The 24,165-nt window shown below is 49.2% G+C and carries 26 protein-coding genes; all 26 read left to right on the top strand.

Annotated elements, in window-relative coordinates; all coding sequences use genetic code 11:
* The first annotated feature begins 8 nt into the window (after nucleotides 1–8).
* The 26 genes from cobA to nikA all read left to right on the top strand — a co-directional run bounded on the left by cobA (nucleotide 9) and on the right by nikA (nucleotide 24,153).
* Entirely contained in the window at nucleotides 9–1,448 is a 1,440-nt protein-coding gene (gene cobA / locus K1I94_RS09615) for a uroporphyrinogen-III C-methyltransferase (protein WP_223315180.1), read from the top strand.
* A 13-nt stretch (nucleotides 1,449–1,461) separates the two neighbouring features.
* Nucleotides 1,462–2,229 (top strand): sirohydrochlorin cobaltochelatase, encoded by a 768-nt coding sequence (locus K1I94_RS09620; RefSeq protein ID WP_223315181.1) that lies wholly within the window; start codon nucleotides 1,462–1,464, stop codon nucleotides 2,227–2,229.
* Nucleotides 2,230–2,238: 9 nt separating this feature from the next.
* The gene (locus tag K1I94_RS09625; protein ID WP_002910536.1) at nucleotides 2,239–2,940 is read left to right on the top strand and encodes a cobalt-factor II C(20)-methyltransferase; all 702 of its coding nucleotides are present in this window, start codon (nucleotides 2,239–2,241) and stop codon (nucleotides 2,938–2,940) included.
* Nucleotides 2,941–3,009: 69 nt separating this feature from the next.
* Complete coding sequence (locus K1I94_RS09630) at nucleotides 3,010–3,744, top strand: energy-coupling factor ABC transporter permease (protein WP_002901131.1); 735 nt, start codon at nucleotides 3,010–3,012, stop codon at nucleotides 3,742–3,744.
* Nucleotides 3,741–4,046, top strand: a complete 306-nt coding sequence (locus tag K1I94_RS09635) for an energy-coupling factor ABC transporter substrate-binding protein (protein WP_002896451.1) — start codon at nucleotides 3,741–3,743, stop codon at nucleotides 4,044–4,046. Before K1I94_RS09630 ends, K1I94_RS09635 begins: the two co-directional genes overlap by 4 nt.
* 116 nt (nucleotides 4,047–4,162) lie before the next feature.
* Nucleotides 4,163–4,837, top strand: coding sequence for a CbiQ family ECF transporter T component (locus K1I94_RS09640; RefSeq protein WP_002932250.1), 675 nt, complete (start codon nucleotides 4,163–4,165; stop codon nucleotides 4,835–4,837).
* A gap of 62 nt (nucleotides 4,838–4,899) precedes the next feature.
* Nucleotides 4,900–5,715, top strand: coding sequence for an energy-coupling factor ABC transporter ATP-binding protein (locus tag K1I94_RS09645; protein WP_223315182.1), 816 nt, complete (start codon nucleotides 4,900–4,902; stop codon nucleotides 5,713–5,715).
* Nucleotides 5,700–7,199, top strand: coding sequence for a cobyric acid synthase (locus K1I94_RS09650; protein WP_223315183.1), 1,500 nt, complete (start codon nucleotides 5,700–5,702; stop codon nucleotides 7,197–7,199). Before K1I94_RS09645 ends, K1I94_RS09650 begins: the two co-directional genes overlap by 16 nt.
* Nucleotides 7,196–7,771: a cob(I)yrinic acid a,c-diamide adenosyltransferase gene (locus K1I94_RS09655; protein ID WP_002919585.1), complete on the top strand. Its 576-nt coding sequence runs from the start codon at nucleotides 7,196–7,198 to the stop codon at nucleotides 7,769–7,771. The genes K1I94_RS09650 and K1I94_RS09655 overlap by 4 nt, the downstream gene beginning before the upstream one ends.
* Nucleotides 7,772–7,782: 11 nt before the next feature.
* A complete protein-coding gene (locus K1I94_RS09660; protein ID WP_002903866.1) occupies nucleotides 7,783–8,214 on the top strand; it encodes a precorrin-2 dehydrogenase/sirohydrochlorin ferrochelatase family protein in 432 nt (143 codons plus the stop codon).
* A gap of 15 nt (nucleotides 8,215–8,229) precedes the next feature.
* Nucleotides 8,230–9,483, top strand: a complete 1,254-nt coding sequence (hemA, locus tag K1I94_RS09665; protein ID WP_223315184.1) for a glutamyl-tRNA reductase — start codon at nucleotides 8,230–8,232, stop codon at nucleotides 9,481–9,483.
* On the top strand, nucleotides 9,470–10,390 hold the full coding sequence (hemC, locus tag K1I94_RS09670) for a hydroxymethylbilane synthase (RefSeq protein ID WP_223315185.1): 921 nt from the start codon (nucleotides 9,470–9,472) through the stop codon (nucleotides 10,388–10,390). Before hemA ends, hemC begins: the two co-directional genes overlap by 14 nt.
* Nucleotides 10,375–11,100: a uroporphyrinogen-III synthase gene (locus K1I94_RS09675; RefSeq protein WP_223315186.1), complete on the top strand. Its 726-nt coding sequence runs from the start codon at nucleotides 10,375–10,377 to the stop codon at nucleotides 11,098–11,100. Before hemC ends, K1I94_RS09675 begins: the two co-directional genes overlap by 16 nt.
* Nucleotides 11,087–12,058, top strand: a complete 972-nt coding sequence (hemB, locus tag K1I94_RS09680; protein ID WP_223315187.1) for a porphobilinogen synthase — start codon at nucleotides 11,087–11,089, stop codon at nucleotides 12,056–12,058. Before K1I94_RS09675 ends, hemB begins: the two co-directional genes overlap by 14 nt.
* A 43-nt stretch (nucleotides 12,059–12,101) precedes the next feature.
* Nucleotides 12,102–13,400 (top strand): glutamate-1-semialdehyde 2,1-aminomutase, encoded by a 1,299-nt coding sequence (gene hemL / locus K1I94_RS09685; protein ID WP_223315188.1) that lies wholly within the window; start codon nucleotides 12,102–12,104, stop codon nucleotides 13,398–13,400.
* Nucleotides 13,393–13,977 carry a bifunctional adenosylcobinamide kinase/adenosylcobinamide-phosphate guanylyltransferase gene (gene cobU / locus K1I94_RS09690; RefSeq protein ID WP_125377389.1) on the top strand — a complete coding sequence of 195 codons (585 nt, stop codon included), beginning with the start codon at nucleotides 13,393–13,395 and terminating at the stop codon, nucleotides 13,975–13,977. The genes hemL and cobU overlap by 8 nt, the downstream gene beginning before the upstream one ends.
* Nucleotides 13,974–14,702 (top strand): adenosylcobinamide-GDP ribazoletransferase, encoded by a 729-nt coding sequence (gene cobS, locus K1I94_RS09695; RefSeq protein ID WP_223315189.1) that lies wholly within the window; start codon nucleotides 13,974–13,976, stop codon nucleotides 14,700–14,702. The genes cobU and cobS overlap by 4 nt, the downstream gene beginning before the upstream one ends.
* Nucleotides 14,699–15,271 (top strand): histidine phosphatase family protein, encoded by a 573-nt coding sequence (locus K1I94_RS09700; RefSeq protein WP_223315190.1) that lies wholly within the window; start codon nucleotides 14,699–14,701, stop codon nucleotides 15,269–15,271. The genes cobS and K1I94_RS09700 overlap by 4 nt, the downstream gene beginning before the upstream one ends.
* Nucleotides 15,272–15,325: 54 nt before the next feature.
* Nucleotides 15,326–16,429, top strand: coding sequence for an NADH-dependent flavin oxidoreductase (locus K1I94_RS09705; RefSeq protein ID WP_223315191.1), 1,104 nt, complete (start codon nucleotides 15,326–15,328; stop codon nucleotides 16,427–16,429).
* Between the two features lie 117 nt (nucleotides 16,430–16,546).
* The gene (locus K1I94_RS09710; protein ID WP_223315246.1) at nucleotides 16,547–18,142 is read left to right on the top strand and encodes an ABC transporter substrate-binding protein; all 1,596 of its coding nucleotides are present in this window, start codon (nucleotides 16,547–16,549) and stop codon (nucleotides 18,140–18,142) included.
* Nucleotides 18,143–18,145: 3 nt separating this feature from the next.
* Entirely contained in the window at nucleotides 18,146–18,928 is a 783-nt protein-coding gene (locus tag K1I94_RS09715; RefSeq protein WP_223315192.1) for an ATP-binding cassette domain-containing protein, read from the top strand.
* Nucleotides 18,925–19,695, top strand: coding sequence for an ABC transporter ATP-binding protein (locus tag K1I94_RS09720; protein WP_223315193.1), 771 nt, complete (start codon nucleotides 18,925–18,927; stop codon nucleotides 19,693–19,695). Before K1I94_RS09715 ends, K1I94_RS09720 begins: the two co-directional genes overlap by 4 nt.
* Nucleotides 19,685–20,668: a M14 family metallopeptidase gene (locus tag K1I94_RS09725; protein WP_223315194.1), complete on the top strand. Its 984-nt coding sequence runs from the start codon at nucleotides 19,685–19,687 to the stop codon at nucleotides 20,666–20,668. Before K1I94_RS09720 ends, K1I94_RS09725 begins: the two co-directional genes overlap by 11 nt.
* On the top strand, nucleotides 20,661–21,656 hold the full coding sequence (locus K1I94_RS09730) for an ABC transporter permease (protein WP_002902484.1): 996 nt from the start codon (nucleotides 20,661–20,663) through the stop codon (nucleotides 21,654–21,656). The genes K1I94_RS09725 and K1I94_RS09730 overlap by 8 nt, the downstream gene beginning before the upstream one ends.
* A complete protein-coding gene (locus K1I94_RS09735) occupies nucleotides 21,649–22,458 on the top strand; it encodes an ABC transporter permease (RefSeq protein WP_223315195.1) in 810 nt (269 codons plus the stop codon). Before K1I94_RS09730 ends, K1I94_RS09735 begins: the two co-directional genes overlap by 8 nt.
* A gap of 87 nt (nucleotides 22,459–22,545) precedes the next feature.
* Nucleotides 22,546–24,153 carry a nickel ABC transporter substrate-binding protein gene (nikA, locus tag K1I94_RS09740; RefSeq protein WP_223315196.1) on the top strand — a complete coding sequence of 536 codons (1,608 nt, stop codon included), beginning with the start codon at nucleotides 22,546–22,548 and terminating at the stop codon, nucleotides 24,151–24,153.
* The last annotated feature ends 12 nt before the right edge of the window (nucleotides 24,154–24,165 follow it).

The following is a 24,165-nucleotide window of genomic DNA, read 5'->3' on the forward strand; positions in this document are numbered from 1 at the left end:
GAGAAAAAATGTCCGGTTTAGTAACATTACTGGGAGCAGGCCCTGGCGATGCGGAGTTGCTGACCCTCAAAGGCAAGAGACGGCTTCAAGAAGCAGATGTCTTGGTCTTTGACCGCTTGGTCAATCAGGAGCTCTTTCAGCATCTAAAGTCTGACTGCGAAAAGATAGATGTCGGCAAAAAGCCAGGCCAGCCCTGCATCCGACAGGAAGAGATTGAAAAGATTCTCATCGAAAAAGCCCGTCAGGGTAAGCGGGTAGTCCGCCTCAAGAGCGGTGATCCCTATATCTTTGGTCGAGGCGGAGAAGAAGGAGTCAAGCTGGTGGAAGCTGGCGTGGACTTTGAAGTGGTGCCAGGTATCACCTCTGCTGTGGCTGGTTTGACCTATGCAGGGATTCCTATGACTTATCGAGATGTAGCGACTAGTTTCCATGTCTTTACAGCCCATCTCAAGGATGAGACAGAAATGCTCAACTGGGAAGCAATTTCTGAGCTCAAAGGAACCTTGGTCTTCCTCATGGGTATGAAAAATCTGCCTTCCATCGTCCAAGAGCTGACGGCTAGAGGCTATGGCAAGGACAAGCCAGCCGCCATCGTTGAATGGGGAACCCATCCTCAGCAGCGCTCGGTGGACGGAACCTTGGGGAACATAGTCGAACTAGCAGAAGCTAAGGACTTTAAGGCACCGAGTGTCATCGTGGTAGGTGATGTCGTGGCCTATAGAGAACAGCTGAATTTCCATGAGAATCTGCCGCTTTTCGGCCGGAAAATCCTTATTCAGCAGTCAGAGACGGGCAGGCTTCCTCGCTTGCTCAGGGATGCTGGAGCTGCGCTGACTACTTTCCCTGCTCGAGATTTGGTTGAAGAGTTAGAATTGCAGCTGCCGGACTTGGAGAAAGTAGACGGTCTCCTCTTTGCAGATATGCAGAGCTGGCCTCTCTTCTTGAAAGCCCTCCGCAAGGCAGGCAAAGACTTGCGCAGTCTGCCGCATATTCGCTTTGCAGCTATCGGTCATCATACGGCTAAATCTATCGAAGCGAGCGGGATTGTGCTGGATCGGATGACGCCTCAGCAGTCGGATACGGATTTTGCAGCTGCTCTTGAAAAAGAAGGCGGCAACTGGTATATTCTGACAGCTGAGCATAAGAAAGCCAGTCTGGCAGAACTCTATTCGCTGCCGATTATTGCTAGTCACAGACTGGCCTTTGACAGTCAGATTAGCAGTGACAATTGGTCAGAGATTGAAGTTGTCTGTCTTCCGAACTCTGCTGCGGCCATGAACTTTGTCGCAGCCAGTCAAGAAGCTGGATATGACTGGAAGGATGTTCCAATCGTTGTCATGGGTGCCAGCACGCGGGCTGTTTTAGAGGAAGCAGGCTTTAGCAAGATTGTTGAGACAGATGAAGCGACTATTGCTTCCATCATTGACAAATGTCGGGAAATTCTCTGAAAGGATACGGGTCATGAGTAAAGCTATAGTAGTAGTCAGTTTCGGAACAACCTATCCCGAGACCAGACGAAAAACAATCGAGGCTTGTGAGCAGGCCATTCAGGAACATTTTCCAGATTATCCGGTCCATCGAGCTTTTACCTCCAATGTCGTTAGACGGCGGATTAAGAAGCAGGAAGGGCTAGATATCCCTACGGTCAAAGAGGTTTTGGAGCAGCTCTTGGAAGCGGGTACTGAAGTGGTCTATATCCAGCCTCTCCATGTCATTTTGGGCAGCGAGTATGAGAAGATTCTTACCCAAGCCAAAGAGTTTGAATCAGCTTTTAAAAAGCTGGTCGTTGCCAAGCCTCTGCTCAACAGCCAGGAAGACTATGAGGCTGTCAAGGATATTCTGCTGGAACGGTATGGCCATGAGGGTCAGGATGCAGCAACAGTTCTGATGGGCCACGGCAGCCAGCATTATGCTTTTACAGCTTATGCGGCCTTGGATCATATGCTGAAGGGAAGCTCAGTCTATGTCGGCTGTGTAGAGAGCTATCCTCCAGTTGAGCTGATTGAGCAGGAACTGAAGAAAGAGGGCGCCCGAGAAGTGCATCTGGCACCTTTCATGCTGGTAGCAGGCGACCACGCGACCAATGATATGAGCTCAGATGAGGAAGGTTCTTGGTATCACTTCTTCAAGGAGCAGGGATATGAGGTTAAGGCCCATCTGGTCGGTCTGGGCGAATATCCTGAGGTTCAGCAGCTCTACATCCAGCATTTAGAAGAAATCATCGAATAGGAGGAAGGAATGGCAAAATTTTACGGAATTGGTGTGGGACCAGGTGATAGCGAGCTAGTCACTATCAAGGCCAGTCGGCTTTTGGAAGACTTAGATATTCTCTATACACCAGAGGCTAAGAAGGGGAGCAAGAGCTTTGCATTAGGCATTGCAGAACCCTACCTAAAAGAGCATCTGGAAATCAAGCAGCGGCATTTCCCTATGGTCCGTTCCAATTCGACCAAAGAAGTCCAGTGGCAGGCCATCTCTGCTGAAATAGCAGAGGATGTCAAGTCTGGCAAGAATGTCGGCTTTATCACACTGGGGGATCCCATGGTCTACAGCACTTACAGTTACCTGCTGGCCCTGCTGGAAAAGGAAATCGACTGTCAGACTATCCCTGGTATCACCTCTTTCTGCAGCATGGCTTCTGAGCTAGGTCAGCCCCTGACCATGGATGAGGAGTCTCTGGCGGTCATGCCGGCTACGGCTTCAGCTGAGAAGATCGAGGCGGCGCTTGAGCTGCATGACTCGATTGTGATCATGAAGGTAGCCAATCACCTGGATACAGTCCTGCCTCTGCTTGAAAAGCTCGGTCTCTTGCAGCAGACTTTTATGGTTAGCAACTCTTCGACGGACAAGCAGCAGACTCTGCTGGGTCTCGAAGGAATCACACCAGAAACCAAGCTGCCTTATTTTACTACCTTCCTCGTGAAAAAGAAGATTTTTTAAAATCAGAGTCTATGTTCAAGGATGAAGATTCATTCTTGTGAGCTCAGGCTCTTAGAAAAGGAAAAAAACATGAAACTATTAAAAAATAAAAAAGTAACTTTTGTTGCCTTGCTGGCTATTTTGGCGGTACTGAGTACCCAGTCTGTGTCAGCTATGCATATCATGGAAGGCTATCTTCCGCTCTTTTGGTGTATCTTCTGGTTCGCCGTATTCCTGCCTTTCTTTGTAGTAGGCTTGATGCGCATCAAGAAAATTGTTGCAGAGGATCCAAATTCCAAGACTATGCTGGCCTTGTCCGGTGCCTTTATCTTTATCCTGTCTTCTTTGAAGATTCCGTCTGTTACAGGATCTAGTTCGCATCCGACCGGGGTTGGTCTGGGGACAGCTATGTTTGGCCCATCCGTTATCAGCGTTTTGGGAACCATTTGCTTGCTCTTCCAAGCCCTTCTCTTGGCTCACGGCGGCTTGACAACTCTGGGTGCCAATGCATTCTCGATGGCAGTGGTCGGTCCATTTGTTGGTTATTTCGTCTACAAGTTTGCTAAATCTATCAAGCTTTCTACACCGGTTTCGATCTTTATCTGTGCTGTGATTGCGGACTTGGCGACTTATGCGACAACTTCTATCCAGCTCGGTTTGGTCTTCCCTGATGCTAACAGTGGCTTTGTTGGTTCTGCACTGAAATTCATGGGTGTCTTCTTGACCACTCAAATCCCAATCGCTATCGTAGAAGGATTGCTGACAGTTGTCCTCTATAACTTAATCTCAGAAAATGTCAAAGAAAGAGCAGGTCTGTTCAAATGAAAAAATACAAGAATATCATCTTAATCTTGGCTGCAGTAGCAGTCACTCTAGCTGCCTTTATCTTTGCACCTAAGGGTGTGGAATACAGTGGAACAGATGACGCTGCTGAAAAAACCATTAGCTCTATCCAAAAGGACTATGAGCCTTGGTTTTCACCAATTTTTGAGCCAGCAGGTCCGGAAGTAGAAAGTCTGCTCTTCACCCTGCAAGGCAGTATCGGAGCGGGTATCATCTTCTATGTCATTGGCTACCACAAAGGGAAAAAGCAAGGCCAACAAAAGGAAAACTCTGAACATAAATAAAAGCCTTCAACAGTATGAGAGAGCTCTGGTTCTTGATAGCGATTCAGCTTGTTTGGGACCGGAGCTGCTCTGTACTGGGGGCATGGTAAAAACAAAGCTAGAAAGGAGACCTCCACTTGTTTGCGATTGATAAATACGCCTATCAAAATCGGCTGAAAAATCTGCCGGTTGCTTATAAATTTGTCATCTATCTGCTCTTGTTAGCTGCCAGCTTTTCTGGTGTCAGGAGTCTGCAGCTAGGACTTATCGTCTTGGTGGCGCCTCTGACTTGCTATGTGGCTCGGCTTCCGTGGCTGCGCTATCTGAAGTGGTATCTGCATGCCAGTATCTTTATCCTGATTAGTCTCTTGACCTTTGTCTTGACCTATCAGAACAGTCAGGAGCAGCTCTTGCTGGCCTTGCCTTTAGGTCAGGGCTATCTGGGCATCAGCCAATCTTCTGTTCAGCAGACCATTTTTATCCTCTTGCGCATCTATTCATCCTTGGTTTCGACTTATTTCTTTGTCCTGACGGTGCCTTTTGCTCAGATGCTGCGGCTTTTTAAAGCCATGCATGTGCCACGGGTACTGCTAGACTTGATTGTCCTCATGTATCGCTTTATTTTCCTGGTCTTCTATGAGTTTGTGACCATTCGAGATACCTTGGACTTGAAATTCTCCTTTTACAATAAAAGGAAGCAACACCAAGCTTGGGGCAGATTAGCCAATACTCTCTTTGTTAAATTGCTAGATGATAATCAGCATTTAAATGAGGTGCTGACGCTAAGATTTGATGCAGAGCACAGTGAATAATGAAAGCGCATTTACAATAAGACTGCTTTTATACTATAATGGAAAGTAGATAGGAAACATAGATGTTACAAGTAAAGAATATTTCTTTTTCGTATGACGAAAATCCAACGCTGCACGATATTTCTATGGACTTCGAAGAGGGCCGGATTACTGGCATTCTGGGAGTCAACGGTTCAGGTAAGTCTACCATCATGAAAATCATCACCCGACTGCTCCAACCGCAGAAGGGCAGTGTTTTATATGATGGTCAGCCTGTAGGCGACTCTAAGAAGGCCTTGTTCCAGTATCGGCAGCATGTCAATATGGTCTTTCAGAATCCAGAGCAGCAGCTCTTTTATACCATTGTGAAGGACGATATTGGCATGGCCTTGGAAAACTTAGGCTATGAAGAAGACGAGATAACCAGCAGAGTAGCGATGGCTTTAGAGATAATGGACATTTCCCATCTGCAGGACAGACCCTTGCAGTATCTGAGCTACGGCCAGAAAAAGCGGGTGGCTATTGCCGGCATGCTAGCCCTGCAGCCCAAGTATCTGCTGCTGGATGAGCCTACGGCAGGGTTGGATCCCAAAGGGCGGGATCAGATGGCCGAGACCATGAAAAAGCTGGTTCAGGCTGGGACAAACATCATCGTATCCAGCCATGACATGGATCTGATGTATGACTGCTGCGACTATGCCTACCTGCTGCAGAAAGGGCATTTGATCGCGGAGGGCAGCAAGTATGATTTCTTCCAGCAGGGAGATCTGCTAGTAGAGGCGGGCTTGGCTGTGCCTTGGATTGTCAAGCTTCATCAGACTATTCAGACGCCACTGGCAGAAAATGAAGCTGCTTTCTTTGAGCAGCTAGGAGGAAATGTAAAATGGTCAAATCATTGATGGTACAGGGAACTGCCTCAGATGCTGGGAAGAGCATTATTGCGGCAGGGCTCTGCCGGATTTTCAAGCAGGATGGCCTAGAAGTGGTGCCTTTTAAGTCGCAGAATATGGCGCTTAATTCCTTTATCACCAAAAAAGGAGATGAAATGGGCCGGGCTCAGGTCGTTCAGGCTGAGGCAGCTGGCAAAGAGCCGGATGTCCGCATGAATCCAGTCCTGCTCAAGCCCACGTCTGACCGCAAGTCTCAGGTCGTTTTTCTAGGTCGGGTACTGCGGGATATGGATGCCGTCGAATACCATGAATACAAGCAGCAGCTCCTGCCTAAGATTAAGGAAGTCTATGAGGAGTTAGGTGCTGAAAATGATATTATCGTCATTGAGGGCGCAGGCAGCCCAGCTGAAATCAATCTCAATGACCGCGATATTGTCAATATGGGCATGGCTAAGTTGGTCGATGCACCAGTGATTTTAGTGGCTGATATTGATAAGGGAGGCGTTTTTGCCTCTATCTATGGAACGATTGAGCTCATGCCGCCTGAGGATCGCAAGCGGATCAAGGGGGTTATTATCAATAAATTCCGTGGCGATGTGGCCTTGCTGCAGTCTGGTATTGACATGATTGAGGAGCTGACTCAGGTGCCGGTTATCGGGGTCGTGCCTTATGCCCAGCTGGATATTGACAGCGAAGACAGTGTCGCACTGGTACAGAAAAGCCGGCGCTTTGATAGCAGAAAGAGTCTGGATATTGCAGTTGTAAGCCTCAAGCGCCTGTCCAACTTTACGGATTTCCACAGTTTAGAAATCCAGCCGGATGTTTCTGTCCGCTATGTCCAGCCTGGTGATGCGATTGGTCGACCGGACCTCTTGATTCTGCCGGGCAGCAAAAACACCATCGAAGACATGAACTACCTTCGAGAGTCTGGTCTTGAAGCCGAGATTCTCGAGTGTCTGGAGCAGGGCGTGCGAATCTTTGGTATCTGTGGCGGCTATCAGCTGCTGGGGCAGAAGATTAGCGATCCGCTGCACCTTGAGTCTGACTTAGAAGAGACTAGGGGTCTGGGAATTTTAGAGACAGAGACGGTGCTTCAGCCGGTCAAGCGGACGACTCAGGTTAGAGCCCTGCATGAGGGACAAGAACTAGAGGGCTACGAGATTCACATGGGGGAAACCCAGCTGGCGGATAGGCTTGAGCCATTCTCCATCATCAAGGAGCAAAATGGTGAGGCGACCGAGCGTCTGGATGGAGCAGTGGGTTATGGCGGTCAGGTGCAAGGAACCTACCTTCATGGGGTCTTTGACAATCTAGAATGGACTCGTCAGTACCTGAATGAACTTCGTCTGGCTAAGGGCTTAGAGCCGCTAGAGGACCAGCTTGTCAGTATCAAAGACTTTAAAGATAGAGAGTATGATAAGTTGGCAGACGTCCTGCGCCAGTCTTTGGATATGGAGCAGATTTATCAAATCATCAACAGAGAAGAAAAATGAGAATTTATACGAAATACGGAGACAAGGGCTTTACACGGCTCTACGGTGGGGACCGAGTATCCAAGACCCATATTCGGGTCGAAGCTTATGGAACGATGGATGAGCTATGCTCTCATCTTGGCTATGTCGTATCTGAGATGCGTGACTATCCTATCTTGGATGACCTGCGTCTGGAATGCGAGGAAATCCAGCAGCATCTATTTGACTGCGGCAGCGACTTGGCTACACCGAGGGAACTGCGCCCCTACAAGCAAGAGCCAGCCAATGTCAGCTGGCTGGAGGAGCGGATGGATGAGTATATGCACATCCCTCCGAAAATCGACCGCTTTATCATTCCGGGCGGCCATCGGATTGCGAGTCTTCTGCATGTGGCTCGCACTATGACCAGACGCCTGGAGCGCCGTATGGTAGCTGTTATAGAGGCAGAAGAAGCGGTCAATGAGGTAGGCTTGATCTACATCAACCGTCTGTCGGATTACTTTTTTGTGCTGGCTCGATTGGTCAATGACCGGCTCGAGGAGCCAGATACGGTCTACAAACGCAGCGCAAAAATCTTTCGGGAAAAGAAATAGGAGAAGCTAGCATGTATCCAGTCATGATTAATATCAGAGAGAAGAAAGTCGTGGTAGTGGGAGGCGGCAAGGTCGCTGCGCGGAAGATTAAGACTCTGCTGGCTGAGCAGGCTGCTGTGACGGTGGTCAGTCCGACTCTGCATGCTGACATTCCTCAGGCTGAGGTCCAATGGCTAGCTAGACCCTACCAGACAGGTGATTTGGAAGGCGCGAAACTGGTCTTTGCCTGTACAGATCAGGCGGAAGTTAACCGTCAGATTATGGAGGATGCTGCACCCAGTCAGCTGGTAAACAATACGGGCGACAAGACCTTTTCTGACTTCTACAATGTAGCCATTGCGAGAAAGAAGGACGTATCTGTCATGATCTCGACCAACGGTCTTTCGCCTAGCCGTTCCAAGGAGATTCGCAAGAAGATAGAAGCGATTTTAGACCAACTTTAAAAGAAGGAAAGAAGCATGCACCTATTATATGTGGGCTTGACCCATCGGGAAACGCCGCTGTCAATTTTGGAAAAAGCACATTTTTCAGATCAGGAGGGGCTGAAAGCTCTGAAGCTCCTGAAAAGAGAAAAAAGTATCTTGGAAAATATCATCCTGTCCACCTGCAATCGGACCGAGCTCTATCTGGTGGTGGACCAGCTGCACACTGGCCGCTACTATTCCAAGCATTTTTTGGCGGACTGGTTTCAGATTCCTGTCAAGGAGCTGGAAGAGTATTTAGTCTTTCGTGAGGGGGATGAGGCCTTGCGGCATCTGCTGCGGGTCTCTATCGGATTGGAATCCAAGATTGTCGGTGAAAGTCAGGTCTTGGGCCAGCTCAAGCAGGCTTTCCTGACAGCGCAAGATGCTGGTACGACTGGAATTGTCCTCAATCAGGCTTTCAAGCAGGCGCTGACCTTTGCCAAGCGCATGCATGATACTTATCGAATCAATGACCGGCCCATTTCTATCGGTCTGACCGCCATCCAAGAATTGGACCGACTGGTGCTGGATTACAGCACTAAAAAGGTAGCTGTTATCGGTCTGGGAGAGATTGGTCAGTTGGTGACTAAGTATGCTCTGCAGCGGCCATTCGAATCAGTCATGCTGCTCAATCGGACGGTCAGCAAGGCCCAGCCTTTTCTGACAGAGGACAGGGTATCTGCCCATGGCTGGGATGAGTTGGAGGCAGTGCTGGCGGATGCGGATGTGGTCTTTTCAGCTGTTAAAACGGAAGAATACATTATCTTTCCCTCCATGCTTAAGGCGGATGCGGTCGTGTTTGACCTCTGTCTGCCTCGTTCCTGCCATCCAGGCTCATCTCTGAAGCTCTATAATATCGAAAATCTGACCAATCAACTGGAGCAATACAAAGCGGAACGGCAGGAGATTGCCGGTCGGATTGCTTTGGAGATTGATGAGGAGCTGGTCAAGTTTGCTGACTGGCGTCAGCAACTGGGCATTATTCCTCTGATTCAGGAAATCAGGGATAAGGCTTTGGAAGCTCAAGCTTCGGCCATGGAAAGCCTTAATCGTAAGTTTCCGGATTTGACCGAGCGGGAGCAGAAGCAGATTTCCAAGCACATGAAGAGTATTATCAACCAAGTCTTGAAGGAGCCAATCTTGCAGCTCAAAGAGCTGTCAGTCGGAGAGCATTCAGACTATGACATTGCCTTGATTGCCAAGATATTTGGCTTGCACAGAGAAAGGGGAAAAGATGAAGGTCATTAAGGTAGGAACCCGCAAGAGTAAGCTGGCTATGACCCAGACCCAGCAGTTAGTGGACCAGCTCAAGGCGATCCATCCAGAGCGGGATTTTGTCCTCGTTCCCTATACCACAAAAGGAGATCGCTTGATCCATGTCAGCCTCCAGGAAATTGGCGGCAAGGGAGTCTTTGTCAAGGAAATTGAGCGAGCTCTCTTAGCTGGTGAGATTGATATGGCGGTTCACAGTCTCAAGGACATGCCGGCTAAGCTAGCTGAGGGCTGTGCACTCGGTGCGATTAGCCAGCGAGAAGATGTTCGAGATTGCTTGATTTTCCGTCAAGCTGGCCAGACGCTGGCTAATCTTCCTGAGGGCGCTCTTATAGGAACCAGCAGCATTCGCCGGCAGGTTCAGCTGCAGGCTCAGAGACCGGATTTGGCTTTTAAACCACTTCGAGGCAACATTGATACACGCATCAAGAAGCTGGAAGAAGGCGAGTACGACGCGATTGTCTTGGCTATGGCCGGACTTAAACGCTTGGGCTGGCTGGACCAAAGCCGTCTTCACATTCAGCCGTTAGAGACCAGTCTTTGTCTGCCAGCTATTTCTCAGGGCGCTTTGGCAGTGGAATGCCGGGAAGAGGATGAGGAACTGCGGAGTCTCTTGGCGGCTGTTCAGGATGAGAAGACAGCAGCTGAAGTGGCAGTTGAGAGGGCAGTTTTGGCTCAGATGAATGCAGACTGCACCTTCCCTATCGCTGCTTTTGCCCAGAAAAACGGTCAGGACTATCAGCTAGAGGCCATGCTGGCCAAGGAGGACGGCCAATGTGTCTTTGTCAGCCTTCAAGGGCAGGATGGTCAGGAATTGGCAGAGCAGGCTGTGCGCCAGTTAGCCGATAAGGGAGCAGTAGGAATGCCATGGTTAAAAAAATAATCTTTACCAGGGAGCAGGCGCCGGACTCTGCCTGGCTAGAAAAGATCAGACAGGCTGGATTTGAGACGCATCATGTTCCTCTCATCCGCTGCCAGTCTCTGCCCTTGCCAGAAGCTGTCCAAGCAGTTCTTCCAGAAGCCGACTGGGTCTTTTTTACCAGTGCTGTCGCAGTAGAGGCTTTCAGTCCCTATCTGAAAGCGGACTACCAGATTGCGACCATTGGGCCGCAGACCAGTCAGGCGCTGGACAAGCTAGGCCGAGCCTGTGATTTTCAGGCCAGCAGCCACTATGGTCTTGACTTTATTCAAGAGTGGCTGGATTTGGCTCTGCCGACGCAGAAGATCTTGCTGCCCCAGAGTAGCTTGTCCAATCCCAGTTTGGCTGAGAAATTAAAAGAAGCAGGTCATGATGTCTGGGCTTGGCCTATGTACGAAACGACCTCAAATCCTGCTGGTCAGGACCGGCTCGAGACCTATCTGTCCCAGGAGAATGTGATTTGGACCTTTGCCAGTCCATCGGCTTGGCAGAGTTTTTGTGCTATTAAGCCCCATCTAGCATCTAGCCATCAGATTGCAGTGATTGGTCAGACAACGGCTCAGGCAGTCAAGGAGTCCGGCTATGGGGTAGACTACCAGCCCCAGAGTCCTTCTGTTGAGGAAATGGTCAAGGAAATAATCAAGAAAGAAGAGAAGAAGCATGGAATTTTATAGACATCGCAGACTGAGGAGAAGCAGCGGTCTACGGCAGCTGGTTCGAGAAACCAAGCTGTCTGTGGATGATTTTATCCAACCCTTGTTTGTCAAGGAAGGCTTGACTGAAAAGCAAGAAGTTGCCTCCATGCCTGGAGTTTATCAGTTCTCCATCGAGGATTTGCTGCCAGAAGTTCAGGAATGTGTGGACTTTGGCATTCGGGCTTTTATCGTCTTTGGCATTCCGTCAGAAAAGGACGAAAGAGGCAGTCAGGCTTCAGCTGAAAATGGCATTGTCCAAGAAGCTATCCGTCTAATCAAGAAGCATTTCCCTGAGACGGTCGTCATTGCAGACACCTGTCTCTGTGAGTTTACCAGTCACGGCCATTGCGGTATTTTGCGAGGGGAGGAAGTGGACAATGATCTGTCTCTGACTAGACTGACAGAAGTTGCTGTCAGCCAAGCCAGGGCTGGAGCAGATGTCATTGCTCCTTCCAATGCCATGGACGGTTTTGTGGCGGCTATCCGTCAGGGACTTGATGAGGCGGGCTTTGAAGACATTCCCATCATGTCCTATGCGATTAAGTTTGCCTCTAGCTTTTATGGACCTTTCCGAGATGCAGGTGAGAGTGCTCCGGCCTTTGGCGACCGCAAGACCTATCAGATGGACCCCGCCAATCGCTTGGAGGCCCTAAGAGAAGCCAAGAGCGATGAGGAGCAGGGAGCAGACTTTCTCATGGTTAAGCCGGCTCTGGCCTTTCTGGATATCCTCAGAGAGCTGCGCCAGGAAACCCAGCTGCCTCTGGTGACCTATAATGTCAGTGGAGAATACGCTATGGTCAAGGCAGCAGCCCAGCAGGGCTGGATCAATGAAAAAGCCATTGTCATGGAAACCTTGACCAGTATGAAGCGGGCTGGAGCAGACTTGATTATCACTTATTTTGCCAAGGATGCGGCCGGTTATCTGAAAGAAGGATAGAGACTGCGGAAAATCAGCAGTTTTCTAGATAAGGAGGACGAACTTGAAGAGAGAACATTCCAACCAATATTTCACAGAGGCTCAACAGCTCTTTCCAGGCGGGGTCAACAGTCCTGTTAGGGCTTTTAAGGCTGTGGGCGGCCATCCGCTTTTTATCGAAAAAGCCAGCGGAGCCTATCTGCATGATGTCGATGGCAACCGCTATATTGACTACGTCCTGTCTTGGGGACCTATGATTTTGGGGCATGCTCCTAAGGATGTGTTGCCAGCAGTTGAGGAAGCTATTTGGGAGGGGACCAGTTTTGGTGCTCCGAGTCCGAGAGAGATTGCTCTCGGCCAGCTGGTGCAGGAGCGTCTGCCTTTCATGGAAAGAATGCGGATGGTCAATTCAGGAACGGAAGCGACCATGAGCGCCATTCGGGTAGCGCGTGGGGTGACCAAGCGCTCTAAAATTGTCAAATTTATCGGCTGCTATCACGGTCACAGCGATTCCTTTTTGGTTCAGGCTGGTTCAGGCTTGGCCAGCTTTGGGATTGCTGATTCTGCCGGAGTCATTGCTCAGGTAGCTGGGGAAACTCTGGCCTTACCTTACAATGATACAGATGCTCTCAAGACTTGCTTCGAAAAGCACGGTGACGATATCGCCTGTGTCATTTTAGAAGCAGTTGCTGGCAATATGGGCTTGATTCCAGCGGATGCGGACTTTATCAGTACTATTCGCTCCCTCACTCAGGAATACGGCTCTCTTTTCATCGTTGATGAGGTCATGAGTGGTTTCCGAGCTCATTATCAGGGGGCAGTTGGCCTCTATCAGACAGAGCCGGATCTGGTCTGCTTGGGCAAGGTTATCGGTGGCGGCTTCCCAGTCGCAGCCTTTGGCGGCAAGGCCATCTATATGGATCAGGTAGCGCCTCTAGGCAGCATCTACCAGGCTGGTACCCTATCAGGCAATCCAGTCGCTATGACGGCCGGTTATGAAACTCTGAAACAGCTAACACCTGAACTCTTTGCTGAGATTGAAGAGAAAACGAGCTACCTCTGTGATGGCTTGCGAAATCTAGCAGACAAGTACAGTATTGATCTGCAAGTCGTATCCAAGGGGACCATGTTTGGCTTCTTCTTCAGCCAGAAGCCAGTCCGCAACTTTGAGGATTCTAAGGCGGCTGACCATGTACAGTTTGCACGATTGCACGGTCTCTTGCTGGAGCAGGGAATTTATCTGGCGCCATCTCAGTATGAAACCAACTTTATGTCCAGTGCCCATACTAGAGCGGATCTAGACCAGACCTTGGCAGCCTTTGAGCGGGCATTTCAAGCAATGAAAGAAGAAGCAAATGGCTAAGATTGTGTTAGTAACAGGCGGAGCCAGAAGCGGCAAGTCGGCATTTGCGGAGGAGCAGTTGGCGGACCGAGAGCGAGTTTGCTATATTGCGACTGGCCTGCCCCGAGGAGAAGATCCAGAATGGCAGGAGCGGATTCGGCTGCACCAAGAACGGCGGCCGGCTTCCTGGACGACTCAGGAGCAGTATGCTGGGCTGGCCGACTGGCTACGAGAGCAGTCGCATCCAGTTTATCTGCTGGATTGTGCTACGCTTTTGACCAGCAATCGCCTCTTTGATTTGATTGCCCAGCATTTTCCAGACAAGCTGGAACTGACGGAAGAGCACTTTCTCAGTCGGCAGGAGCAGTCTTTCCTGCTACAACTCTTGGAAGAAGAATGGCAAGAGCTCCTATCTACAATCCGTCAGACAAATGCTGAGTGCTGGATTGTAACGGACGAGGTTGGACTGGGCATTGTCCCAGAGACCAGACTAGGGCGCTTCTTCCGTGATGTGCAGGGGAAGATCAACCAACTGATTGCAAAGGAGGCGAGTGAGGCTTATCTAGTCATCTGCGGCCTCGCTCAGCAGTTGAAATGATAAAGGCATTGATTATCTATACTCAATTTTTTAGCCGAATTGTGATTCCAAAGGCAGTGGATATTTCCTATCTGCGACGGGGACTTCCTTTTCTGACCCTCTTTGGCCTCTTGCTGGGTTTGATTTCAGGTGGATTTTATTTCCTGATGAGTCTAGTTCTGCCTGGAATGGTCGCTTGGGTTCTGACCCTTGCTTTCGATGTTCTGCTGACAGGTGGTTTTCACTTGGATGCTTTAGCGGATACGGCAGACGGTCTCTTCTCCTCTCGGAAGAAGGAGCGGATGCTGGAGATTATGAAGGACAGCCGGATTGGCAGCAATGGCGTACTGGCACTCATTCTCTACTATGCTCTGATGCTGGTTCTCTATACTTATTTGCCAGAGCCTCGCTGGTTTATCGTGGCTAGTCTGACCATGATTGGCAAGGCTGGTCTGAGTCTACAGCTCTACCGGATGACCTATGCCAGAGAAGGTGGTGGTTCGGGGAATTTCTTCAGTGGCAGTAAGACGAGTCATATCCTGCTTGCCCAGCTTCTCCCCTTGCTCCTGTCTTTGCTGGTTTTCAGCTGGAGAGGTCTCTTGGCTTATGGCTTAGTATTTTTGGGAGCAATCGGCTATCGCCGTTTCGTTTATAATAAAATTGACGGCCACACAGGCGATACGCTGGGAGCCTATGTCGAAATTGCCCAGCTCCTCTATCTCTTAGGATTGGTGGTGCTAGGATGAAAAGATGGTATCTGATGCGGCATGGTCAGACAGACTACAACCGCAGGCGCTGTTTCTACGGCAGCCATGATGTCTCTATCAACGAGCAAGGCCAAAAAGATGCCAAGCAGCTGGCGCTGCTGATGCAGAAGCATGCGGTTGATGTGATTTACACCAGTAGTCTCAAGCGGACGCAAGAAACAGCCCAGTTAGCTTTTCCAGACTGGCAAGTCCAGGCCATAGCTGATTTTGACGAGCGAGGCTTTGGGCAATGGGAAGGCTTGACAGCTGATGAGATTGAAGCGGCTTTTCCAGAAGTCTGGCAAGCTTGGCTGGAAGCCCCCTTTGAGGTCACGCCTCCTGAGGCAGAAGTTTTCTCAGACTTTCAGACCAGAGTCTGGGCAGCAACAGACCGCCTGCTAGATAGGACTGATGAGTCAATCGCTTTAGTGGCTCATTTGGGAGTCCTTCGCTTGATTTACCAGCATTTGGTTGATGGAGAGGCTGTCTTTTGGAACATTGATGTCCCCCAAGGACGAGTGCTGCTCTTGGAAGAGCGGGACCAGACTTGGCAGGCGACCTTACTCTAAGGGCTTATTATTTAAAACAAACAACATGATTTATCTTGGGAAAGAGGTGACTAGATGAATACACAGATTCAGGATAAATTTACTTTTAAAAATGGTCAGACCATGCGCAATCGCGTTGTCTTGGCTCCTATGACCATCTGCGCGAGTGAGCCGGGTGGCTATGTATCTCAGGCAGATATTGACTTTTTTGCCCGCCGGTCTAGGTCGGTTGGCATGGTCATTACTGGCAGTACCTATGTCCATCCTCTGGGCAAGTCCTTTGCTGAGAGCTTCAGCGGCGCCGAGGACGATAAGATTGAGGGGCTTAGTCGTCTGGCCAAGGCCATCAAGGACCAAGGGGCTTTAGCTATTGTGCAGCTTTATCATGGCGGTCGCATGGTTCTGCCTGATTTGATTGACGGTCAGCCAGTAGCACCCAGCGCTGTTAAGGCTCCGCGCGACTATCTGGCAGAGCCGAGGGCGCTCAAGAATTCTGAAGTGGAGCAGGTGATAGAGGATTTTCTGTCAGCTATCAGACGGGCGATTCAGGCTGGCTTTGACGGAGTTGAGCTTCATGGAGCCAATACCTACCTGATCCAACAGTTTGTCTCTCCTCATTCAAATGTCCGTCAGGACAAGTGGGGCGGCAGTCTTAACAACCGCCTGCGCTTTCCAAAGACCTTGCTGAAAAGAGCCAAGCAACTAGTCAAAGAAGAGGCCGACCGCCCCTTCCTGATTGGCTACCGCTTTTCTCCAGAAGAGATTGAAGAGCCAGGTATCCAGCTTTATGACACCCTGCAGTTGCTGGAGCAGCTCATCTATCATCAGGTGGACTATCTGCATATTTCGACCTCTGATGTCTGGCGCTCGTCTATCAGAGATTCTCAGGATTCGGAACCAGTGATTCAGAAAATTATCAGAAAAATTAATGGTAGAGTGCCCCTGATTGGTGTCGGTCAGATAGAGACCAAGCAGGATGCCCAGCGAGTATTGGATGCGGGGATTCCGCTCTTTGCCCTCGGCAAGGCCCTGCTCCTAGACCCAGACTGGACAGAAAAGGTTGTCTCTGGCCGAGAGGAAGAAGTCATCCGAGCTTATCGTGATGAGCTGCAGGCTGACCTGGCTCTGCCAACTGCCTTTGTCGAAGATGCTCGAAGTTATCTGGAAGGAAAAGACTAAGACAAACAAATCCCCAAGGAGGAAAGAGAATGAGCAATCACTTGTTTTTCACTCGTTTGATCTCTCATCTTCAGGACATTGAACCACCTTAGACAGAGAGCCAAAGTCTATTTAGATTTGACTAGGACAGACCGTCTTAAAGTAGTTTACAAAATAGAAAAGGAATTTGATTATTTTATGAAACATTTTAAAAAAATTATGGCTCTAGCCTTGGCAGGCCTAGCCCTAGCTTCCTGTGTAAACCCTAGTAAAACCAGTGAGCCTACTGGCGATAGTGGCAGTAAGACTGTAACCATTGGCTACACTCAATTTCCAGCAAATGTAGATCCAGCAGCGGAATACAATGGCTGGTTCACGGTTCGTTACGGAGTGGGAGAAACCCTCTTTAAGATGGACGACAAACTTGAGGTAAAACCTTGGCTGGCTGAGAAAATCGAAGCAGTCTCAGACCTAGAGTGGAAAATTACCCTCAAGGATAAGGTGACCTTCCAAAATGGTGAAAAAATGACCGGTGAAAAGGTCAAAGCTTCTCTGGAACGCTTGATTAAGACAAGCGAGCGGGCAGCATCAGATATGGGCATTGACAGCATTTCTGCAGAGGGTCAAACCGTGACTATCAAGACAAAGGCTGTGCAGCCGATCATGGCTAATCTCTTGGCAGAGCCATACTCCGCTATTGTGGATACGACTGGCAAGAGCGCATCTGATAAGGCTCCTGTCGGAACTGGACCTTACATGGTGACCAAGTACACTCCTGAGAGCGGAGCAGAGCTCAAGGCTTATGACGACTACTGGGATGGCAAGCCAAAAGTTGCTAATCTGAAGATTAAATACTTCTCTGATCCGACAGCTATTTCTGCAGCCCTCAAGTCTAAGGAAGTGGATGCTGTCTATGGTCTGCCTTATGCAAATCTAAGTACCTATGCTTCCGATAAGAACTACAAAATTTCTGAAGTAGAAGGTTCCCGCTACCTAGCATACTACTATAACTTTGAAAATCCTTACGTAGCAGATGACAAGTTCCGTCAGGCTTTAGATACCTTGGTAGACAAGAAGACCTACTCTGAATCCCTCTTTAAAGGCTCAGCTGTGCCAGCTGTTGGACCTTTCCCTACTAGCTTTGCCTTTGCCCTGCAAAAGAGTGTCCATGAATTTAACGTAGACAAGGCTAAGAAACTCTTGGATGAAGCTGGCTACAAGGATACTGACGGCGATGGTTATCGTGAAAAAGACGGCCAAAAAGTCAGCATTGAGCTGCTGTCCTTCACCCGTCTGCCTGAAATGCCGCTGGCTGTAGAAGCAAGCCAACAACAGCTCAAGGAAGTCGGAATCGAAGCGACTATTAAGAAAGTTGAAGTCAGTGCCGTTGCCAGTGAAAAGGATTATGCCTTCACACCTTACGCGGTGGTAGCAGCTCCGATTGGTGATCCGTATGCCTTCTTCAACAGTGCTGTTAAGACCAATGGTACAGCCAATATCGGTCACTACAGCAATCCAGAAGCGGATAAGAAAATCGAAGAGCTAGCGACTGAAACTGATCCAGCTAAGCGCAATCAGCTCAGCAAGGAAATCCAAGAAATCATGGATAAGGACTACGGCTTTACTATTATCGGCTTCTTCAAGGTCGCTCTGGTGATGGACAAGTCCGTCTCTGGTTTGGAATCCCATCCGACAGATTACTATCACGTCAGCAACAAACTATCAAAGGAATAAAACATGCTGGAAATGAAAGATCTGCTGGTGCAGTCAGCAGATAAAGTCATTCTCGATCGGGTCTCCCTCTCTCTTGCTGAGGGGGAGTCCCTTTCGATTGTGGGCGAGAGTGGCAGTGGCAAGTCTACCCTGCTCAAGATGCTGCTGGGCCTCCCTCTTAGGGGGCTGACAGTGACAGAGGGCAGTATTACCTTTGAGGGGCAGGAAATTCATCCCCAGGACCATCGCATTTATCTGCCTTTTGTAGGCCGAGAAGTGGCCTGGATTAGTCAGCATGCCAGTCTCAGCTTCAATAACCGTCGTAAGATCAAAAAGCATTATCAGGACTTGGTGAAAAATCAGGGCCAGCAAGCAGCAAATCTCCGTCCCTTGGAGGAATGTCTAGAGATGGTGGGACTGCTGCCTGAAAAAGTCGTCAATAAGTATCCTTTCGAGCTCAGTGGCGGTATGATGCAGCTGGTCGGTGTAGCGCTAGCTCTAGCCAGCAGGCCCAAACTATTGCTGGCTGATGAGCCGACTAGCGCTCTGGATGTCCTGTCGAAAATGAAGCTGCTTGATCTCTTGAGCAAGCTTCATCAGGAGGAAAAAATGGCCATTCTCTTTGTCACACATGATATCAGCGTAGCTGAGCATCTAGCGCAAAAAGTAGTTGTCATGAAAGAAGGGCAGATTGTCGAAAGTGGTCCAGCCCATCAAGTTCTTCGCCATCCTGAGCAGGTCTATACCCAGAAATTGTTGAAGGCCGTACCCAAGCTGGCAGAGTTTAGAGAAGGGGAGCAGCTATGAATCAAGTATTAGTCGGTCGCCAGTTGACCTACGAGTACAGTCAGATAGGCGAGCGGAGAATCGGTGTCTTTGAAATTGACATTAGCTTGGAAAAGGGACAGGCTTTGGGTCTGGTCGGTGAATCTGGCTCTGGTAAGAGCACCATTGCCAAACTCATCTGCCGCTTTTTAAAGCCGGACCAAGGGGAGCTGACCCTACTGGGCCAGCCAGTCTCTGCCTACAAGGATAGAGACTACTATGCTCGGGTCCAGTACATTGCCCAGCAACCCCAGTCAACCTTTCATCCCAAGCGCAGCATTCAGCAGAGTCTAGAAGAGGTCTGTCGTAACTTCTCTCTCTATCAGCAGCCGTCTGATAGGAAGCAAGTCATCCATGACTTGCTGAGATCGGTTGGTCTGACACCTGAGCTTGCTCAGAGGCTGCCACACCAGCTGAGTGGAGGAGAATGTCAGCGGGCAGCTATTGCCCGTGCCTTGCTGATTAATCCCGATGTGCTCATCTGCGATGAAATCACCAGTGCTCTGGATGTGACCGTTCAGTATGAAGTCATGCAGCTGCTGGCAGACATCAAGGAGCGCTCGCAGACCTCCTTTCTCTTCATCTCTCATGACATCGCTCTGGTCAGCAATTTTGCGGAAGATTTGGTCGTCCTCAAGGACGGAATCGTGCAGGAGAAGGGCAGCATGCGAGAGGTCGTCTCTGCTCCCAAGAGTGACTATACCAAGCTCTTGCTCAGTCAGTACAGGGAGGATAAAGATGAGGATTAAGCAACAACTAGACTCTATGGCTCCATGCAGCAGCTATCAAGGAAGTCTGCCCATCACGGATGAGCTGGCTATCCAGTACACTCTGCTCAAAGGACAGGCCTCCCAGCCCTTGCTGACCATCAGTGCTGCAGTCCATGGCTGTGAGTATGTCGGGGTTAAAGCGCTGATGGACTTGGCGCATGAATGGGACTTTAACTTTCAGGGCTCTGTCCTCCTCCTGCATGCAGTCAATGTCAGCGGTTTCTGGGCTCGGGAGACGACGCTTGTACCTGAGGACGGTCTCAATCTGAACAGGATTTTTCAGGACCAAGAGCCAGTTTCCAGCCTCAGCTATCAGATTCGGTCTGTGATTGAGAGCCAGGTCTTTAGTGTCAGTGACTTCCTGATTGACCTGCACAGTGGCAATCGGGAAGAACTGCTGACACCGCATGGTTACTACTCTCTGCGGGCGAATCCAGAGGTGGTCGAAAAGTCCTATCAGATGCTGCAGGCTTCTGGGACACCGATTATCTATCAATCTCAGGACCGCGGCAATCTTTATCACGCTGCCTCGGTGGACTATGGTTTGCCTAGCATCCTGCTGGAGCGGGGAGAAAACGGCACCTGTCTGCCAGAGGATGTGCTGGCCATGAAAGAGTCGGTCAAACAAGTCGCCCGCTATCTTTTTGAAGGGGTTATGCCCTATTATAAGCAGGCGCCGCTGATCTTTGACGACAGTTACTATCTGACCTGTCAGAGGTCGGGCTGCTGGATGTGCTTTGTCCGGCCCAATCAAACAGTACAGGCTGGTCAGGTCATCGGCGAAATCTGTGATATTTATGGCAATATTTTAGAAAAGGTGACTGCTAAGGAAGACGGTCTGGTCCTCTACCAGAAAGCGACCTTGGTCGTCCACCAAGGCGAAGTGCTGTTGGCCGTAGCTAGCAAGAAGCCTGAAAGCTACCAGACATCTGAAAGGGAGGCGCATGATTAAATTTATTATCAAAACGATTCTGCAATTCGTCCTCATCCTGCTCTGTGTCAGCTTTATCTCCTTTTTACTGGTTTATCTAGCACCGGGAGATCCGGCTGAGAGCATTCTCAACGCTCAGGGAATTCCTTTTACCAAGGAACTGCTGGAAATCAAGCGGGCGGAAATGGGCCTGAATGGCAGCTTTATGGAGCAATATCTGGCCTGGCTGGGCAGGATTGTCCATGGCGACTTTGGTGTGACCTATAATTCCGGAGCTTCGGTCTGGGAGCAGCTGGTTTTCTATTTTCCCAATACAGTCTACCTAGCTTTTTATACCCTGCTAGCAACTCTGGGAATTTCCCTGCCAACAGCTCTCTACACATCCTACCATGCTGGAAAGCCGGTTGATCGCTTCCTGATGGCAGGTCTGGCCTTTCTGAATGCCATTCCTAGCTTTGTTATGGGGATTATCCTGATTCTGATCTTTTCTGTTCAGCTGCACTGGTTTCCCATTCAGGCAACGGCCAATGAGCTGGGCTTGGTCTTACCAGTCATAACACTGGCCATGATCATGTCCACTCGCTATATTCCGCAGCTGCGAACCGCTTTGATTGAAGTGTTGCATTCGCCAGAAGTCGAAGGTGCGCGTGGTCGGGGGATTCGAGAGGGACATATCCTGTTGCACGATGTGATTTACAATGTTCTGCCCTTTCTCCTGACCCTAGTCAGCCTCTCTCTGGGTTCGCTCCTAGGCGGCGTGGCTATTATTGAGCATCTCTTTTCCTGGCCTGGCATCGGTAAGATGCTGATAGGAGTCGTCGCCAAGCGGGATTATCCCCTCATTCAGGGGGCGGTCCTCTTTATTACAGCTGGGGTCTTGACTGTAAATCTAGTCTTTCAGCTGCTCACGGTTTGGCTCAATCCTCGCGTCCGACTGGCTCAGGAAAATCCCAAACTGCTGCCGCGCACGAAGAAATTAAAAGCAAGCAAGGAGGGTTCGTATGGATAAGAAAATCAATCGAAAACTTCTGGTCTTGGGCGGTCTCATCGTCCTGGCCTTGATCCTCTCCTCCTTGGCTCCTCGTCTCTTGGGTGACAGTTTGACCAAGGTCAATCTGGGACAAGCCTTGCAAGGACCGAGCAGTAGTGAGTGGTTCGGAACAGACGCCCTGGGACGGTCTGTCTTTGCGCGTGCAGTGAGCGGGGGTGCGGAAACAGTTCTGCCAGCCCTGATGATTCTGATGCTAATTGCGGCGGTAGGCACCTTTATAGGCGTGACCAGCGCCTTCATTGGCGGGAAATTCGACCAGTTCATCTTGCTGCTTATCACGGCTTTTCAGTCTTTCCCATCTATCATTTTGGTCATTGCCATCGTCAGTATCTTGGGCATCGGTCTCCAGCAGACCCTCATCGCTATCTGCCTAACGGCCTGGACCAAGTATGCCTACCTGATGCGCTCCATGACCCTACAGCTGAAAAATGAACCCTATATCCAGTCCTCTAAAATGTATGGCAATAGTTTTTGGACGACTCTGAAAAACTATTATTTCCCCAGTCTTTTCCCTCAGATTCTGACGACCATGAGCTTTGACATCAGCACCATTATCATGGAAATCGCTGGTCTCAGCTTTGTTGGATTGGGAGCTCAGGCACCGTCGCCTGAGTGGGGAGCCATGATAAATGACGGACGGATCTACATTCAGGAAGCCCCTTGGATTGTGGTCTTCCCTTGTATCTTGCTGATTTTGACCATTCTCCTCTTTACCAAGTTTGGAGACGCTCTGAACAGCAAGTACAACCGCATGAATTGATCATCAAAAAAACATAAACTGCATCCCCTTATCTCTTGGGACTGCAATCATAAAAAAATATGAATACAAGAAAGTGATTCAATAAAAATGAGAAAAAAATTATTTTTATTAGTTGTCCTCTTGCTGCCTTTATTCCTGGTAGCCTGCCAGCAAAACTCAAACTCTTCCAAACAAGCCAATGAGAAAGACAAACTCACCATGGTCTGGGGCGAAGACTTTGGGGATGTCAATCCTCACCGCTATAATCCAGACCAATTTGTCATTCAGGATATGGTCTATGAAGGCCTAGTCCGCTACGGTGACAATGGTAAAATCGAGCCAGCCTTGGCTGAAAGTTGGGATATCAGCGAAGATGGTAAAACCTATACCTTCAAGCTGAGAAAGGCAAAATTCTCAGACGACTCTGACTTTAACGCAGAAAATGTCAAACGGAATTTCGATACCGTCTTTTCAGAGGAAAATAAGAAAAACCATACTTGGTTTGACTTTACCAACCAGTTGGAAAGCTATCGAGTTGTAGATGAGCATACCTTTGAGATTAAGCTCAAACAAGCCTACAGTGCAACTCTCTATGATTTATCAATGATTCGTCCAATCCGATTTATAGCTGATGCTGCCTTCCCTGATGGAGACGACACGACCAAGGACAATCTCAAAAAGCCAATCGGAACCGGTCAATGGGTTGTCAAAGACAAGAAGCAAAACGAGTACATTACCTTTACCCGTAACGAAAATTACTGGGGTGAAAAGCCTAAACTGAAAGAAGTAACGGTCAAGATTATTCCAGATCCACAAACTCGTGCTCTTGAGTTTGAGTCTGGCAATGTTGACTTGATCTATGGAAATGGCGTTATCGGTTTGGATAACTTTGCTAAGTATGCCAAGGATGACAAGTACACGACAGACGTATCTCAGCCAATGTCCAGCCGCCTTATGCTCTTGAATGCCAAGCAGGAAATTTTCAAAGACAAGACTGTCCGTCAGGCTATGAACCATGCGGTTGATAAGAAGTCTATCGCGAAAGACATTTTCCGCGGAACAGAAACACCAGCTGATACCATCTTCTCTAAGTCTACACCTCACTCTGATGCCAATCTGACTCCCTATGACTACGACATCAAGCAGGCTGAAAAGATGCTGGATCAAGCAGGCTGGAAGAAAGGTTCTGACGGTATCCGCGAAAAAGATGGCAAGAAATTAAGCCTGAATGTTCCTTATATCTCTTCTAAGGCGACAGACAAGGACTTGGTTGAGTACTTCCAAGGCGAATGGAAGAAAATCGGAATCGATGTTCAGCTCAAAGCTATGGAAGAAGATGACTACTGGGAAAATATTAAGACGGGCGACTTTGATTTGATGCTGACTTTCTCTTGGGGAGCACCTTGGGATCCGCATGCTTGGATGACTGCCCTGACTTCACCAGCTGACCACGGTCACCCAGAAAATGTTTCCCTAGAAGCTCTGCCATCTAAGCCAGAAATTGATAAAATTATCAAGGCAACTCTGGTCGAACCAGATGAGGCAAAAGTTGATGAAGGCTACAAGAAAGTTCTCACCATGCTCCATGATGAAGCTATCTATATCCCTCTGACTTACCAATCCGTTGTTTCCGTTTACCGCAAGGGAGAAATCGAGGGCATGCGCTTTGCTCCAGAAGAAAATGCTTTCCCACTGCGCTATATTGAGAAAAAATAAAAACTGGCTTCA

Origin of the sequence: Streptococcus sanguinis (assembly GCF_019929145.1) — a bacterium.
GTDB lineage: Bacteria > Bacillota > Bacilli > Lactobacillales > Streptococcaceae > Streptococcus > Streptococcus sanguinis_U.